We start from the raw sequence: 15,427 nt of genomic DNA on the forward strand, positions 1-15,427 counted from the left end.
CGTCTGTCAGGTCGGCGGGACGCCCTCGGCGCGGCAGCGGGCCGCCTCGCCCTCGGCAATCAGGCGCAACAGGCACTCGCCGAAACGATCATTGAACGCGGGCGCGACGCCGGCGCCATGGCCGGTGAGCCCCGCCGGTCGGTCGATCACCAGCAGCGGCCCGGTGCGCCAGCCGAGCGCGCGCCGCATGGCCGCCGCGCTGCGGCCCGGGTCGGGCAGCAGCGGATCGCCCTGGAACATGACCGCGACGATCGGCGCATCCGGATCGCGCACGCGCGCGAGCAGCGCGTCGAAGTCGAGCAGATTGCGTCGACCGTCCGGCGCGACGTAGTAGCCCGCACCGGCCACCACGATCGCGCCGTCGAGCAGGCCGGGCGTGTCGAGCGCGGCGAGCGCGGCCCAGCCACCGGCGGATTGTCCGGCAGCGATCACGCGCTCGTAGCCCTGTTCGGCACGCAGCCACTGCGCCGCCGCGCGCAGCGTCTCGTCGGCGAAGGAGAGCACCCGGTCGTAGTTGCGATCGGCACGGGGCTCGCGGAGCAGCAGCCAGACGTCGAATCCGGCGTTGTTGAAGCGCTGGACGAACGGATGGGGCATGCGCGCCTGCGGAGAAGCCGGTTCGCCGCCGCGTCCGTGCGTCCACAGCACCGCGCCGCGGCCCTGGGGGCCGTGATGGAGCGTGCCGGGGGGCACGAACAGCATCCAGCCCGGCCCGCCGGTCCCTTCCGGATGCGGCGCCTGCTCAGTCGGCTCGCCGTCCCACACCACGTCCTGGTCGCGGGCGTAGAGCCGGCACGGCTGGTTGCGGTTGGCCTGACGGCACCCCGCAAGCGCACGATCCACGGCCGCGCCGGTGCTGGGCGCGCCTGCAGTCCAGGCGATGCCGCCGGCCTCGCCGATCGCGAAGGCGCGCGGCGCCGGATAGGTCAGAAAGCGCGCATAGACCGGGCGCGCCGTCGGGCTCGGCAGCGGCACGGAATCGAGATCGAGCACCGAGACGCGTGGCGGTGCCCCGGGCGCCACCGGGGCGTCGGCCGGACGCGGGGCGGCACAGGCGGCGAGCGCGAGGGTGGCGAGCATGAGGGTCAGGCGGCGCATGGACGAGAGATACGGCATGCGCGGGCTCCGGCAAGTCCTGAGGCGACCGTCGGCTTTCGTCGTGGACACGGATGCTGCTACCGTCCTCCTCGGCCGGATCACGCGAGCCGGCCCAATGTCCCCGGCTGACCGGGTGACCGCCCAGTCGCATGCGCCGACCGCACCGGTCCGGACCCGGGAAACGCCGACCGCGCCACAGGAGGCCGTCCGATGCTCAACCGCCGATCCTTCCTCGCCGCAACGAGTGCCGCGGCGCTCGCCAGCCCGGCCGTCGCCCAGCGCGCACCCGCATCCGTGCTGCGCTTCGTTCCGCACTCGAATCTCGCCGCGGTCGATCCGGTGGCGACCTCGGGCTACATCGTCCGCAACTACGGCTTCATGGTCTACGACACGCTCTACGGCGTGGACACCGCGTTCCGGCCCAAGCCGCAGATGGTCGAGGGGCAGAGCGTCTCGGCCGATGGCACGGTCTGGTCGTTCCGTCTGCGCGAGGGGTTGAAGTTCCACGACAACGCACCCGTGCGCGGGGTGGATTGCGCTGCCTCGATCCGCCGCTGGGGTGCCCGCGACACGATGGGGCAGACGATCATGCGCATCGTCGATGACATCCGCGCGACCTCCGACCGCGACTTCGAGATCCGCCTCCAGCGGCCCTTCCCGCTGATGCTCGATGCACTGGGCAAGCTCTCGACCCAGGCGCTGTTCGTCGTACCCGAGCGGGTGGGTGTCTCCGATCCCTTGGTGCCGAGCACCGAGACGGTCGGCTCGGGCCCGTTCCGGTTCGTCCGCGAGGAGTGGGTGCCCGGCAGCCGTGCGGTGTTCGCGAAGTTCGACGGCTACGTGCCGCGCAGCGAGCCGCCCGACGGGGCGGCGGGCGGCAAGCGTGTGCTGGTCGAGCGCGTGGAGTGGCACATCATCCCCGACCCGGCCACCGCCTCGGCCGCGCTGCAGACCGGCGAGGTGGACTGGTACGAGCAGCCGGCCTTCGACCTGCTGCCCACGCTCGCGCGCAACCGCGACATCGAGATCCAGATCAGCGACCCGATCGGTTCGCTGGCGATGATCCGCTTCAACCACCTCCATCCGCCGTTCGACAAGCCGGCCGTGCGGCGCGCGGTGATGATGGCGGTGAGCCAGACCGACTACCTCGCCGCGATCACCGGCAATCCGCAATACGCCACGCTCTGCCGCAGCTTCCTCGTCTGCGGCACGCCGATCGGCAAGGACCAGGGCGAGGCGAAGATGCCGGCCGATCTCGCCGCGGCGCGGCGGGCACTGACCGAAGCCGGCTACGCCGGCGAGCCGGTGGTGATCATCAGCCCGACCGACATCCCGGCCACGCACACGATGAGCCAGGTGACCGCCGATCTGCTGCGCCGGCTTGGCATGAACGTCGATTTCGTCGCGACCGACTGGGGCACCGTGCTGGCTCGCCGGTCGAACCGCAATCCGCCCGACCGCGGGGGATGGAACATCTTCCACACCTCCTGGGCGGGGCCGGACGTCGCCACCCCGGTGATCCACCTGCCGCTGCGCACGCATGGCGCGCAGGCCTGGGCCGGCTGGCCGACCGATCCGGTGCTGGAGGAACTGCGCGACAAGTTCATGGACACAGCCGACGCCGACCAGCAGGCGGCGCTGATCGCACAGATCCAGGCGCGCGCGTTCGAGACCGTGCCGTTCGTGCCGCTCGGCCAGTTCCAGCAGCCGACCGCGTTCCGCCGCAACGTGCAGGGGATCGCGAAGGCGCCGGTGCCGTTCTTCTGGGGCGTGTCGAAGAGCTGAGCCCGGCGCCGGCCGCCGCGTGGCAGGAACCGGTTGGGCGCCCAACCGCTAGACTTTCGGATGAACGGCGGGAGACGGGTCCTGCGTCGCCATCGGGGTCCCTCGCCCACGGTGTTGGGCGAGGGGCAGGGTGACGGACGCTACGCCTGCGCCTCCTCGAGCGCCGTGCTCGCGCTGAGCCAAAGCTCCTCGGCGACCGCGATCTCGCGCGCGATCGCAGCGAGGCGCGCGTTCTGCGCGGCGATCTCCTCGGGCCTGCCCGCGCCCGCATAGAGACGCGGATCGGCGAGCGTCGCCTCGATCGCTGCGCGCTCGGCGGTGAGCCGTGTGATCGTCCGTTCGGCCGCCTCGGCCTTGCGGCGGAGCGGGGCGAGCGCGGCCCGCGCCTCGGCCCGCGCGCGCCGGTCATCGACCCGGCTCGGCGCTGGCGCCACCTTCGCCGCCTGCGCCCGCCCGCTCTCGGCCAGCACTGCGCGGTAGTCGTCAAGGTCGCCGTCGAACGGCGCGACCGTGCCGTCGGCGACCAGCCACAGCCGGTCCGCGACCAGCTCGATCAGGTGCGGATCATGCGTGATCAGCACCACCGCGCCCTCGTAGTCGGCAATCGCGCGCACCAGGGCCTCGCGCGCGTCGATGTCGAGATGGTTGGTCGGCTCGTCCAGGATCAGCAGCTGCGGTGCGTCGCGGGTGGCCAGTGCCAGCAGCAGCCGCGCCTTCTCACCGCCCGAGAGCGAGCCGACCTTGGTGTCGGCGCGCTGGACATCCAGGCCGAACCGCGCGAGCTGCGAGCGTATTTGCGCCGGGGTCGCACGCGGCAGGGCGCGCGCCATGTGATCGACCGGGCTCTCGTCGAGGAACAGGTCCTCCTCCTGGTGCTGGGCGAAGAACCCGACGGTGAGGCGCGGGGTGCGGAACATCTCGCCCGCGAGCGGATCGAGCCGCCCGGCGAGCAGCTTCGCGAGCGTGGACTTGCCGTTGCCGTTGCGGCCCAAGAGCGCGATCCGGTCCTCCTGATCGACGCGCAACGAGACCTCGCGCAGCACCGGCGCGCCGCCATAGCCGACCGCGACGCGGTTCAGCGTGATCAGTGGTGGGGCGAGCGCCTTCGGTTCAGGGAACGAGAAATGCGTTGGCGCATCCTCGACCAGCGCCTCGATCGCCGGCAGCCGCGCGATCGCCTTCAACTTGGACTGCGCCTGGCGCGCCTTCGACGCCTTGTAGCGGAACCGATCGACAAAGGCCTGGAGATGCGCGCGCTGCGCAGCGATCTTCTCCGCCATCGCCGCCTGCTGCGCGGCGCGCTCCTCCCTGATCCGCACGAACGCCTCGAACCCGCCCGGGTAGAGCGCGATCTTCCCCCGATCGAGATGCGCGATTGTATCGACCGCGCGGTCGAGCAGCGTGCGGTCGTGGCTGACGATGATCGCCGCACCGACGAAGCGGGCGAGCCAGGATTCCAGCCACAGCGTCGCCTCGAGGTCGAGATGGTTGGTCGGCTCGTCGAGGAGCAGGAGGTCGGGCTCGACGAACAGTGCGGCGGCGAGTGCCACGCGCATGCGCCAGCCGCCGGAGAACGAGCCGACCGGGCGCGCCTGTGCCTCGGCGTCGAAGCCGAGCCCGGCGAGGATGGTCGCGGCGCGCGCCGGGGCAGCGTCGGCGCCGATCGCACGCAGCCGGTCGTGGATGTCGCCAAGAAGCTCGGGCGCGGCGGTCTCGGCCGCGGCGAGCAGGTGCGTGCGTTCGGCATCCGCGGCCAGCACGGTGTCGATCAGGCTCGCCTCACCCGACGGCGCCTCCTGCGCCACCCGGCCGAGCCGCGCGCGCGGACTGAGCCGGATCCCGCCGCCGTCGAGGCCGAGCTCGCCGGCGATCGCCTTGAGCAGGGTGGACTTGCCCGCACCGTTGCGGCCGACCAGCCCCACCTTCTGGCCGGGTGCGATGGTCAGATCCGCCCGGTCCAGCAGCGTCCGTCCGGCGATCCGGATGGTCGCCGCCTCGATTGCCAGTACCGTCATGCGCGCGGTTTAGCCGCCTTGGGCGCGGCGAGGGAAGGGCAGGGGGTTCCCTTCCGGGCCGTCCTGCCCTAGACGGCCGCACATCTTCGCATCCCAGGGGACACGGAATGGCGGTCGAGCGCACCTTCAGCATCATCAAGCCCGACGCGACGCGGCGGAACCTCACCGGCAGGATCAATGCCGTGTTCGAGCAGAACGGGCTGCGCATCGTCGCGCAGAAGCGCATCTGGATGAGCCGCCAGCACGCCAAGACCTTCTACGCCGTGCACAAGGACCGGCCGTTCTACGCCAGCCTGGTCGATTTCATGTGCTCCGGCCCGGTGGTGGTGCAGGTGCTCGAGGGCGAGAACGCGGTGGCGAAGCACCGCGAGGTGATGGGCGCCACCGACCCCGCCAAGGCGGCCGACGGCACGATCCGCAAGCTGTTCGCCGAGAGCATCGAGGCGAACTCGGTGCACGGCTCCGACAGCGTCGAGAACGCAGCGATCGAGATCGCCTATTTCTTCGCCGGCTACGAGATCGTCGGTTAGCGGTGCAGACTACCGGTCGGGGCATCGGCCGAAGGCGATCGCCTCGATGCGCGCCTCCAATGCCGTGGCCGCCTGCGCCCCGATCGCGACCTCAGTGACGTGGCCGGTCGGCGCGATGCCGTAGGCGGCGCGGAACTCGGCCGCCAGCGCCACGCGCTCCTCGATCCACACGCCGAGCGGCGCGTCCCCGGTCTGGCGCCAGCGGCTCTGCTCGAGCAGCAGCAGGAGCGGCGTCGGGTGCCAGGCCGGCGCGCCGGCCTCGCCGCCCCAGCGGTAGGAGAGCGCGAAGCCGGGCACCATCCGCCCGCCCGACATCATGCGCGCGAAGCCGAGCGCATAGCGCTGGCCCAGCGTCATGCGCTCGCCGTCGGCCTCGAATCCGATCTGCAGCACGAGCCCGGAGCGGTCGGACGCGCCGCCCGGCTCCAGCCGCCAGCGCCAGGAGAGGCAGAGCACCGGCGACACCGGCACGCGCAGCGGCCGGAACACGATCCCCGCGCCGGAGCCGCTGATGCGGATCGCGGCCTCACCCTCGGCGGCGAACGAGAGCGGCACGCGCCCGTCGATCGGCTGGATGCGCCAGCCCTGCGCGACGAGCGCCGGATCGGCCGACGCGTCGGCGGGCCCGGCGGATGCCAGCATCACGGCGAGGAGGAGAAACCGGTGCGTCTCCACCATCGCAGCATAGCATCGCGCCGACGCGCCAATCAGCGCAGCGTGATCCAGTTCAGCACCACGAAGTCGTCCGCCCGCTGCACCACCCGCACCCGGTCGCGGTGCGCCCAGGCGAGCGCCTGGTGGTGCAGCGGCAGATAGACCGCATCGGCGCGGATCATCGCCGCCGCCTGGTCGATCAGCGACTGCCGCCGCCCGGGATCGAACTCCTGGCCGATCGCGGCGATCAGGCCGTTCACCTCCGCGCGGTCGTAACCCGTGTAGTTCCAGCTGCCGAGCGCGCGGTCCGGGTCGCGCGCATGCACGAGGAAGCGCAGCGGGTGGTGCGCGTCGTAGGTGCCGGCGGACCAGCCGAGCAGGAAGAAGCTCGTGTCGAGCCGAGCGAGTTTGGGGAAGTACTGCGCACGCGGCATCAGGTTTACGCTCAGCCGGATGCCGATGCGCGCCAGCATCGGCGCGACCGCCTGGCAGATCGCGTCGTCGTTCACGTAGCGGTCGTTCGGGCAGTCCAGCGTAAGCGCGAAGCCTTCCGGGAAGCCGGCATCCGCCATCAGCGCGCGTGCCCGGTCTGGGTCGAACACCGGCCGGCGATCCTCGGCCTGGTTGTGGCCGGCGACACCCGGGCCCCAGAGCAGTCCGGCGGGCGTGGCCGCGCCGCGCATCACGCGCGTGCGGATCGCTTCGGCATCGATCGCATGGCCGATCGCGCGCCGCACGCGCCCGTCGGCGAGCGGATTCGCTCCGCCGGCATCGCCGTGTTTCAGCACCGGACCAATGTCGAAGCCCAGGAAGATCGAGCGCAGCTCCGGTCCCTCGAGCACGACGATCCCGGGGCTGGCCTTCAGCCGGGGCACGTTCTGCAGCGGCACCGGCATGATCAGGTCGACCTCGCCCGAGGCCAGTGCGGCGAGCCGGGTCGCGTCCGAGACGATCGGGCGGAACTCGACCTCGGCGAGCATCCCGCGGTTCCGGTCCCACCAGGCCTCGTTGCGTGCCAGCACTGTCAGCCGGTCGGCCTCGCGCGAGACCACCTTGAACGGCCCGGTGCCGTTGGCGTTGCGGGTGGCGAAGTTCTCGACGTTGCGCGTGGGGTTCGACGCCTCGGCGGCGCCGTTCCGCTCGGCCCATGCGCGCGACACGATCAGCACGTTCGCGAGCGCCTGGGGCAGGATCGGATCGGGTGCCGGGGTCACCAGCTCCACCGTGCGTGGATCGACCACGCGCGCCTCGGCGATCGGCGCAAGCATGCCGCGCACGCCGGCGAGCTGGCCCTTGCCGCGCGCGATCGAGAAGGCGACATCCTCGGCGCTGAACGGCGCGCCGTCCTGGAACGTCACGCCCTCGCGCAGCGTGAAGCGCCAGACGCGCGGGGCGACGTTCCGCCACTCGGTCGCGAGTGCCGGTTCGAGCGACAGGTCCGGCGCGCGCCGCACCAGACCCTCGTAGACATTGCCGAGGAAGGAGAGCGTGAAGCCCTCGGCGAGGCCGTGCGGGTCGAGCGTGGCGACATCGGTGCCCGCGGCCCAGCGCAGCGACTGGGCCTCGGCAGGCGTGGCCGCGAGCGCGGCGGCGAGGGCAAGGGCGGCGAGCCGGGTCATGACGGTCTCCCTGGTGTGACCGGTGTACTCTACCGCGCCGCGGGTCGCGCGCGCAGCGCAACCAGATCGACCGGCGTGGCGATCCCCTCGACCGCCGTGTCCGGCAGGGCGGCGAGCACGAGGCGCGGCCGCCAGCCCTGGAGGCGCGCGGCCTCGGCGGCGGCGGCTGTCGCAAGCGCGGCCACGCCCTCGGCCTTGGTGTGCTTCTCGAGCTTGGCGGCGAGGTTCACCGGATCGCCGAGCACCGTGTATTCGAGCCGCGTCGGATCGCCGATCGCGCCGAACACCAGCGGCCCGGAGGCGACCGCGGCGCCGATGTGCGGCGCGGGCAGCCCGGACGCGCGACGGCTCGCGGTCCAGTGCGCGCCCGACTCAGCGATCGCCTCGAGCGCGCGCATGGCCCGGGCGGCGGCATCCGGCATCGGACGCACCGCGCCGAAACTCGCGAGGATGCCGTCGCCAAGGAACTTGTCGATGCTGCCGCCCTGCGCGGCGATGATCGGCACGACCAGCGCCTGGTAGTCCGCGAGCAGACGCATCAGCCCGGGCGGATCGAGCGTCGCAGCGAGCGCGGAGAAGCCGCGCAGGTCCACCATCAGCGCCGCCCCGTGGCGCAGCTCGGCGTCACCGGGCCGGACTGCGCGCTCGGCGCCGATGATGTGCTGCGCGACCTCGGGGGCGAAGAAGCGGGCGAGCTCGGCCGAGGCGATCGCGCCGGCCGAGGCCTGCACCAGCACGCGCCGGGCGCGCACGATCGCGAGCGCCAGGATCACCGCGACCACGACGATCGAGACGATCTTGTCGATCTCCGCCCCGACCAGCACGCGCGCGCTGTTCATGTAGGCGACGTAGTCGCGCGTGATCGTGTCCATGCCGTCCTCGGCGATCGCGTGCGCGAGGATCGCGAGCCAGCAGAGCGCCGCGGTCGCCCCCGTGAGCAGCACGTAGATCGGCTCGAAGCGGAGCGCGCGCAGCGCGATCAGGATGAAGACGTAGAGCAGCGTCGGCGCCTTCAGCGCGAAGGCGACCGGCTGACCGTACTGAAGATGGAACGACCAGATCGTCAGCATCAGCACCGTGACGTCCAGCACCACCGAGCCGGCGAGCAGGGGCGGCGTCAGGCGCCGGGTCAGCGCCAAGGTGAGCCGAATCGCGGTCAGCGCGGCGTAGGCGGCGAGCGTGACCGGCACCGGTTCGAACGGCACGTCGGGCGGAAAGGCGCGCTCGGCAGCGAAGTAGAGGGCAGCGAACATCACGATCGCCGCGATCTGCACGAGGCAGACCACCACCTCGGCGTCCGCCTCGGCGTCGCCTACCGCGCGCGCGGCCCGCGGCGGCAGGTCGTGCGGTGGCGCAGGCCCGAGCAGGATCGTCGCGGCCCGCTCGCGCCAGGCCGTCACGGCCGCGCGTCCTCGGCCACGAGCGTGGACCGCGTGCCGAGCGCGTCGCGGTGGCGCGCGAGCCAGCGCGCGGCTGCCGCGCGCCCGACCTCGCGCAGATGCTCCAGGAAGGCGGGTTCGGTGTTGAACTTGGAGGACACGGACAGCGTGCGCATCTCCTCCTCCGCCTCGATCATGTGTACGCGCACGCGCGGGTACCGCGCGGGATCGAGGTTCTCGGTCTCGATCAGCCGCGAGACGAAGGCGATGGCGCGCAGCTCGCGCATCAGCGAGGCGTTGAAGCTGATCTCGTTGATGCGGTTCAGGATGCCGGCCGCGGTCGTGGGCGCGTCCTCGCGCGTGCGTGGGTTCACCTGCACGATCACGAGGTCGCGCGGATGCGCGCCGTAGATCAGCGGGAACAGCGCCGGGTTGCCGGTGTAGCCGCCGTCCCAGTAGGGCTCGCCGTCGATCCGCACGGCCTGGTGCAGGAATGGCAGGCAGGCCGAGGCGAGCAGCACGTCGCGGCCGATCTCGGCGCGGGCGAACACGCGCAGCTCGCCGGTGCGCGCATTGGTGGCCGAGACGTAGAGTGCCGGCGCGGCAGGGTCGGCGAGGGCGGCAAGATCGAGCGTGGCGTCGAGCACCTCGGCGACCGGGTTCCAGTCCAAAGGGTTCACCTGATAGGGCGAGAACAGCCGGGTCGCGATGTCGAAGGCGATCCAGCCCGGGTTGTGGTCGAGGCTCCAGCGTCCGGCGAGCCGGTCCCACGGCGTGCGCGGGAAGGGCGAGAGCCGCTCGAGCCCGCCGATCGCCGCCCAGAACCGCGCCAGTGCGGCGCGCGCGCCCTCGCGACCGCCGGCGGCAAGGCCGCTCGCCAGCGCGGCGCCGTTCATCGCCCCGGCCGAGGTGCCGCTGACGGCCTCGATCGCGACACCGTCGTCATCGAGGAGGCGGTCGAGCACGCCCCAGGTGAAGGCGCCGTGCGCGCCGCCGCCCTGCAGCGCCAGGGTGATCGGCTTCGGTCCTGCTCTTCTGCCCCGGCCGCCTGCGTCGTCCATGCTGCGCCTCCCGTTGCTCCTCCGGGAGTTCGCGCCGTCCGCGGCACCGGGGCGATCACGAAACCGGGAGCGTCGCCCGCGGGCCTGGGTCTAGGCCGCCTCGCGCCGGCGCACCCCCATCTCGGCCAGGGTCTCGCCGATCGCGGCGACCGCGCGGCCCATGTCCTCCGGGAACACCCGGCCGATCGCAGCCACGCGGAAGGTCGGCACCGCGGTGGTCGAGAAGTTGCTGATCAGGAAGCCGCGCCGCTTCAAGAGATCGACGAAGCGCTGCAACTCCCAGGCAGGATCGCGCGGCTGGAGCATGTTGACGATGATCGGCCCCTGCCGCTCGCGCGGCAGCCACGGCGTGAGGCCGAGGCCGGTGAGCCCCTCCCACAGCACGCGCGCATTCTCGGTGTAGCGCGCGAGCCGGGCGGGCTGGCCGCCCTCCGCCTCGAAGATGTCGAGGGCCACGTCGCAGGCCCCGAGCGCCTGGATCGAGGGCGTGAAGCGGATCGAGCCCCAGCCGTAGAGCAAGGCGTGGCGGTAGATGTCCGACAGATCGAACGACCACGATCCGGCGTTGCCGGCGCATTCCTCCAGCCGGTCGATGCGCGCGACCGCGAAGCCGATGCCCGGCATCGCCTCCAGGCACTTGTTGGAGGAGAACACAACCGCTTCGGTCTCGGGGTGTGCTGCGAGGTCGAACGGGATCGCGCCGAAACCCGACACCGCATCGACGATCAGCCGGCGGCCGGCGTCGCGCACGGCGGCGGCGATCTCCTCGATCGGGTTGATCAGCGCGGTCGCGGTCTCGCTGTGCACGACGCTGACCACACCGACCGTCGGGTCGGCGGCGAGGGCGGTCGCGTCCGCCGCGGCCGGGACCGCCTCACCTTCGGCGATCTCGAGCACCACCGGCACCCGCCCGGCCTCGCGCGCGAGCCGGATCATGCGCACGCCGTAGTTGCCGTTCGACGGGATCAGCACCTTGGCCCCGGGCGGGACGAAGGTGCGCAGCGCTGCCTCGACGATGAAGTGCCCGCAGCCCTGCAAGGGCAGGCAGACATGGGTGCCGGCCACGCCACCGGCGATCGCACGCACCCGCTCGCGCATCGCGGCGTAGCGGGGGCGGGTGTCGTTGTCCCAGGGGGCGATGTCCTGGGCCATCGCGGCCTTGACGCGCGGATCGGTCTGTACGGGGCCGGGAATCAGCAGCTTCATGGCCGCGCCCATGCCATGCCACCCGCTGCCGGTCCAGAGCGTCACGCGATCAGCGGGCCGGCCGCCTCGCGGAACAGCTTGCGCCGGATCGCCTCGGCGAAGGCGGCGTAGTCGCCGGCGCGGATCACGAAGGCGCCGGGGCCGCCGATCACCTCGTCGCGGTAGTACGCCTCGAGGTCCGGCTCCTCGTCGACCACCGCGAGCCCATTGACCGTCGCGCCCAGCGCGAGGGCGGCGGCGCGTCCGGCGGCGACCGGCATTCCCGCGTTGCTGCTGCCGTCGCCGGAGACGTCGATCACGCGCCGCGCGGCCGGATACGGGCACCGCGCCAGCAGGGCCGCGGCGGCTGCCAGCCCCTCGCCGAGCGCGGTGGCGCCGGCGGGCACGATGCGCGGGGCATGATCGATCGCCTCGGCGAGCGCGCCGGCGTCCTCGGGGCTCGCGACCCGGGTCCAGGGCACCGCGAGGTCGCGTGCGCCGGGGCCGGACCAGAACAGCATCGCGACCACCGCCGCGCCCCGCGCTCCACCGGTCAGCCGCGCCGCAAGCTCGGCATCGCGGAGCGCCGCCGCGTAGCCGCCGATCATCAGCCCGAACTCGCGGAAATCCACACTCGCGGAGACATCGACCGCGAGCGCTAGCGCGAGGTCGACCGGCGCGGCGGCCGCCGGGATCGCCAGGGTCGGAGCGGCAAGCACCAGATGCCGTCGCGGCATGTTCATCCTTCCGTCACCCTCACCCTGCTACCAGACGATCGTCGTCGCCGTACCCTGTCCGTGATGCGCGATGGTGTCTGCTCCATGATCGCCGCTGCGCCGAGGTGTCGGCGATTTAACTCGCCGCTGGGCACGGTTCCGTTACTCTCCATCGCCTCGCACGGCGGCGGAGCCTGGACACACCGGGCCTGGGATGCATGATCCCCGACCGCTTGACGGGAACGGGGGCTTCGTGGGCGGCCGCCCGGTGCGCGCGGCGCATTGGTCTGCGCGACCTGCCGGGGACGAAGGGGGATCGGTGCTGGAGACGTCCGAGGTAAGCCTGCGCCCGGTCTCCGGCCCGATGACGGAGGTCGCGCCTCCACCACCATCGCCTCCCGAAGGCGGCAACGGCCGCCATCTGCCGGTCTCCGCCCTGATGCTCGAGCTCGCGCGGACCTGGCCGAAGCCACGCATCTCGCTTGGCGAGATGATCCATGCCTTCGGCGCGCGCGGCTACGGCATCCTGATCATCCTGTTCGCGCTGCCGAACCTGCTGCCGATCTACATCCCCGGCTGGTCGCCGATCTTCGGCATCCCGCTCGCGATCGTCTGCCTCCAGCTCGCGCTCGGCTACCCTGAGCCGCGCCTGCCGCGCGTTCTGACCGAGCGGTCAATGAAGCGCGAGGATCTGCAGATGATCGTCGAGAAGGCGATCCCGTGGGTGCAACGGATCGAGCGCTTCATTCGCCCGCGGCCGTCGGTACTGACCGAGTGGAAGGCCGACCGGCTGGTCGGCGCCTACGGCGTGTTCCTCGCCTGCCTGGTAATCATTCCGCTGCCGTTCACCAATGGGCCGCCGAGCCTCGCCTGCGCGATCATGGCGATGGGCCTGCTTGAGGAGGACAGCCGCGCGGTGGCGGCCGGCGCGGTGGTGGGGCTGCTTGCCACCGCGCTGACCTTCACCATCATCGGCGGGCTGTTCTGGGTCGCGCTTCGGGCGATCGGCCTGATGTTCTGAGCCGCCCACTGGCGCGCCGCTCACATCCGCGTTAGCCTTCGTGCGGCGCCGGTGGCCCGCAAGGGCTGAAACGGGAACGCGGTGAGGGATCTCCCGAAGCCGCGGCTGCCCCCGCAACTGTAGGCGGAGGGCGGCCTGCCACAGGCCACTGGGGCGCGTCCCCGGGAAGGCGGCAGGCCGCATCGGACATGGTCCGACTCCGCAAGCCAGGAGACCGGCCGGCGCTGGTCGTTCGCGCGCGTCGGGCGGGGTGCACCGGCGCAACGGAGAAGTCCGCATGCGGCGACACCGGCCCGGACCTGTCGCGCGAGGAGGCGGACGAGACATGACCAGATCGACCCGGCTTCCGGCACGGCATGGCCCCGGCCGTCCCTGTCACCATGGGAGCCGACCTTGCGCACATACCACCTCGCCTGCGCCGCCGCCGCCGCGCTGATCGTCACACCCGCCGCGAGCCAGAACGGCCCGCCGCTGCGCACCCTGCCAGAAACCGTCGTCACCGCGACGCGCGTGCCGACCCCGATCGCACGCATCCCAGCCGGCGTTACCGTGATCGACCGCGAGACCATCGAGCGGCGCGGCTACCGCAGCCTCGCCGAGGCGCTCGCGGCCGTGCCGGGACTGCGCGCGGTGCAGTCGGGTGGCACCGGCCAGCAGACCAGCCTGTTCGTGCGTGGCACCAACTCGAGCCACGTGCTGGTGCTGCGCGACGGCATGCCGCTGAACGACCCGTCTACACCACAGGGCCTGTTCGATTTCGGCAATGATCTGCTGTCCGATGTCGAGCGGATCGAGGTGATCCGCGGACCGATGTCCGGGCTCTACGGCTCGGGTGCGATCGGCGGCGTGGTGAACCTGATCACGCGCTCGGGGCGCGGCACGGGACGGGCGTTCACAGCGACCGGCGAACTCGCCGGCGGGTCGCAATCCACCGCTGCGGCGACCGGGGTGATCGCCGGCGAGGCGCACGGACTCGACTACGCGCTGATCGGCGAGGGATTCACGACCCAGGGGTTCAACGTCAAGCCGCGACGGCTCGCGACCTCGATCGGCGAGCGCGACGGCGCGCGCATCGGCGCGGTGACGCTGAACCTCGGCGCCCGCCTGGGCGAACGCTTCCGCGTGTTCGGCTTCGGCCGGCTGCGCGAGACCAGAGCCGATCTCGACCAAGCCGGGCGCGACGACCCGAACTACACGCTGCGCAACCGCACCGGGATGTGGCGCGCCGGGATCGCGGGCGCGCTGATCCCGGGCTTGCTCGACACCACCCTCGCGGTCGGGCAGTCGCGCGACAACCGGCAGTTCCGCGACCGCCCCGATCAGTTCGCGTTCTCGGGCAGCGACGATTCCCGCTACATCGGCACGCGCACGGTCTGGCAGTGGGACAACACGCTGCGCCTGCCCGATCTCGGCGTGGCGGATGCCGCTTCCGTGACCTTCGGGCTGCAACGGATCGAGGACCGCGCCGACGTGCAGGTGCGGTTCGACGGCCCGTTCGGGCCGTTCGGCCAGGACGTCGATCGCGGCACGCGCAACGACGCCGCATATCTAGGCGGGCAGATGCGGCTGTTCCGCCGGCTCGACCTGACGGCGGCCCTCCGTCACGAGAGGCCGCGCGCCTTCGCCGACACCACGACCTGGCGGGTCGGCGGGGTGCTGGCCATCCCCGAGGCGGCGCTGTCGGTGCACGCGGCCTACGGCACCTCGTTCCGTGCGCCGACCCTGTTCGATCTGTTCGGTGTCGGCAGCTTCGGCTTCCGCGGCAACCCCGACCTGCGCCCGGAGAGGGGCCGTGGCGGCGAGGCGGGCGTGGCGTTCGATCTCGCCGCGCTTGGGCTGCCGCCGGGCCGGCTCTCCGCGACCTGGTTCCGCACGCGCATCACGGACCTGATCGCCGACGACCCCAGCTTCACGACGCGCATCAATGTCGGCAAGGCGAACATCGAGGGGGTGGAGACCGCCTTGGACGTCACGGTCGCGCCGTGGCTGGCTCTGCGCGCCGGCTACACCTGGACGGTCGCGCAGGACGGCGACACCGGGCTGCAACTGCTGCGCCGCCCGCGGCATCAGGGCAGCCTCGGCGCGACGATCCAGGCCGACCCGCGCTTCTCGATCACCCCCGAGGTGCTGCTGTTCGGCCCGACCGCCGACGTGATCTACGCCGACAGCGGCGCGTTCCTCGGCCGCGGCCGCAATCCCGGCGGCGTGGTGGTCAATCTCACGGCGCGCTGGCGGGCGACCGAGACCGTCGAGCTGTTCGCGCTCGGGCGCAACATCACCAACAGCCGCTACGAGCCAGCGAACGCCTTCGTCGTGCCAGGCGCAGCCGTGCTGGTGGGGGTGCGCGCGGGGCTGTGACCCCGC

General features: G+C 72.3%; 12 protein-coding genes and 1 riboswitch. Of the genes, 4 read left to right on the forward strand and 8 right to left on the reverse strand.

Translation table 11 applies throughout. The features are described 5' to 3' along the window. Positions 1-6 precede the first annotated feature (6 nt). Complete coding sequence (locus ACTIFU_RS06280; protein ID WP_439577437.1) at positions 7-1,116, reverse strand: hypothetical protein; 1,110 nt, start codon at positions 1,114-1,116, stop codon at positions 7-9. 192 nt (positions 1,117-1,308) lie between these two features. Here ACTIFU_RS06280 and ACTIFU_RS06285 point away from each other — a divergent pair, with 192 nt between their 5' ends. Further along, entirely contained in the window at positions 1,309-2,883 is a 1,575-nt protein-coding gene (locus ACTIFU_RS06285; RefSeq protein ID WP_439577438.1) for an ABC transporter substrate-binding protein, read from the forward strand. Positions 2,884-3,023: 140 nt separating this feature from the next. On the opposite strand, the gene ACTIFU_RS06290 is transcribed toward ACTIFU_RS06285, so the two are convergent. Then, complete coding sequence (locus tag ACTIFU_RS06290) at positions 3,024-4,898, reverse strand: ABC-F family ATP-binding cassette domain-containing protein (protein ID WP_439577439.1); 1,875 nt, start codon at positions 4,896-4,898, stop codon at positions 3,024-3,026. A gap of 107 nt (positions 4,899-5,005) precedes the next feature. Between ACTIFU_RS06290 and ndk the strand changes: the two genes are divergently transcribed. Continuing rightward, on the forward strand, positions 5,006-5,428 hold the full coding sequence (ndk, locus tag ACTIFU_RS06295; protein ID WP_439577440.1) for a nucleoside-diphosphate kinase: 423 nt from the start codon (positions 5,006-5,008) through the stop codon (positions 5,426-5,428). A 9-nt stretch (positions 5,429-5,437) separates the two neighbouring features. On the opposite strand, the gene ACTIFU_RS06300 is transcribed toward ndk, so the two are convergent. From ACTIFU_RS06300 to ACTIFU_RS06325, 6 genes are all read right to left on the reverse strand, one after another. Then, positions 5,438-6,106: a DUF3047 domain-containing protein gene (locus ACTIFU_RS06300; RefSeq protein ID WP_439577441.1), complete on the reverse strand. Its 669-nt coding sequence runs from the start codon at positions 6,104-6,106 to the stop codon at positions 5,438-5,440. 29 nt (positions 6,107-6,135) lie between these two features. Then, positions 6,136-7,701 (reverse strand): ABC transporter substrate-binding protein, encoded by a 1,566-nt coding sequence (locus ACTIFU_RS06305; RefSeq protein WP_439577442.1) that lies wholly within the window; start codon positions 7,699-7,701, stop codon positions 6,136-6,138. A gap of 29 nt (positions 7,702-7,730) precedes the next feature. Further along, on the reverse strand, positions 7,731-9,101 hold the full coding sequence (locus ACTIFU_RS06310; protein WP_439577443.1) for an adenylate/guanylate cyclase domain-containing protein: 1,371 nt from the start codon (positions 9,099-9,101) through the stop codon (positions 7,731-7,733). Continuing rightward, a complete protein-coding gene (locus ACTIFU_RS06315; protein WP_439577444.1) occupies positions 9,098-10,141 on the reverse strand; it encodes a patatin-like phospholipase family protein in 1,044 nt (347 codons plus the stop codon). The genes ACTIFU_RS06310 and ACTIFU_RS06315 overlap by 4 nt, the downstream gene beginning before the upstream one ends. A 90-nt stretch (positions 10,142-10,231) precedes the next feature. Next, positions 10,232-11,359 (reverse strand): 2-aminoethylphosphonate--pyruvate transaminase, encoded by a 1,128-nt coding sequence (locus ACTIFU_RS06320; RefSeq protein ID WP_439577445.1) that lies wholly within the window; start codon positions 11,357-11,359, stop codon positions 10,232-10,234. A gap of 29 nt (positions 11,360-11,388) precedes the next feature. Next, positions 11,389-12,063: a DUF1194 domain-containing protein gene (locus tag ACTIFU_RS06325; RefSeq protein WP_439577446.1), complete on the reverse strand. Its 675-nt coding sequence runs from the start codon at positions 12,061-12,063 to the stop codon at positions 11,389-11,391. A 298-nt stretch (positions 12,064-12,361) separates the two neighbouring features. On the opposite strand from ACTIFU_RS06325, the gene ACTIFU_RS06330 reads away from it, so the two are divergent. Together ACTIFU_RS06330 and ACTIFU_RS06335 are read left to right on the forward strand one after the other, a co-directional pair. Continuing rightward, complete coding sequence (locus tag ACTIFU_RS06330; RefSeq protein WP_439577447.1) at positions 12,362-13,063, forward strand: exopolysaccharide biosynthesis protein; 702 nt, start codon at positions 12,362-12,364, stop codon at positions 13,061-13,063. 32 nt (positions 13,064-13,095) lie between these two features. Then, positions 13,096-13,300, forward strand: a riboswitch (cobalamin riboswitch). A 156-nt stretch (positions 13,301-13,456) separates the two neighbouring features. Further along, complete coding sequence (locus tag ACTIFU_RS06335) at positions 13,457-15,421, forward strand: TonB-dependent receptor plug domain-containing protein (RefSeq protein ID WP_439577448.1); 1,965 nt, start codon at positions 13,457-13,459, stop codon at positions 15,419-15,421. Positions 15,422-15,427: the final 6 nt, after the last annotated feature.

This window comes from Elioraea sp. (assembly GCF_051860475.1).
Lineage (GTDB): Bacteria > Pseudomonadota > Alphaproteobacteria > Acetobacterales > Acetobacteraceae > Elioraea.

Bases quoted from the DNA above. Each gene is read 5' to 3' on its own strand.
- ACTIFU_RS06280 (WP_439577437.1), bottom strand. From the start codon at position 1,116: ATGCCGTATCTCTCGTCCATGCGCCGCCTGACCCTCATGCTCGCCACC.
- ACTIFU_RS06285 (WP_439577438.1), top strand. From the start codon at position 1,309: ATGCTCAACCGCCGATCCTTCCTCGCCGCAACGAGTGCCGCGGCGCTC.
- ACTIFU_RS06290 (WP_439577439.1), bottom strand. From the start codon at position 4,898: ATGACGGTACTGGCAATCGAGGCGGCGACCATCCGGATCGCCGGACGG.
- ndk (WP_439577440.1), top strand. From the start codon at position 5,006: ATGGCGGTCGAGCGCACCTTCAGCATCATCAAGCCCGACGCGACGCGG.
- ACTIFU_RS06300 (WP_439577441.1), bottom strand. From the start codon at position 6,106: ATGGTGGAGACGCACCGGTTTCTCCTCCTCGCCGTGATGCTGGCATCC.
- ACTIFU_RS06305 (WP_439577442.1), bottom strand. From the start codon at position 7,701: ATGACCCGGCTCGCCGCCCTTGCCCTCGCCGCCGCGCTCGCGGCCACG.
- ACTIFU_RS06315 (WP_439577444.1), bottom strand. From the start codon at position 10,141: ATGGACGACGCAGGCGGCCGGGGCAGAAGAGCAGGACCGAAGCCGATC.
- ACTIFU_RS06320 (WP_439577445.1), bottom strand. From the start codon at position 11,359: ATGGGCGCGGCCATGAAGCTGCTGATTCCCGGCCCCGTACAGACCGAT.
- ACTIFU_RS06325 (WP_439577446.1), bottom strand. From the start codon at position 12,063: ATGCCGCGACGGCATCTGGTGCTTGCCGCTCCGACCCTGGCGATCCCG.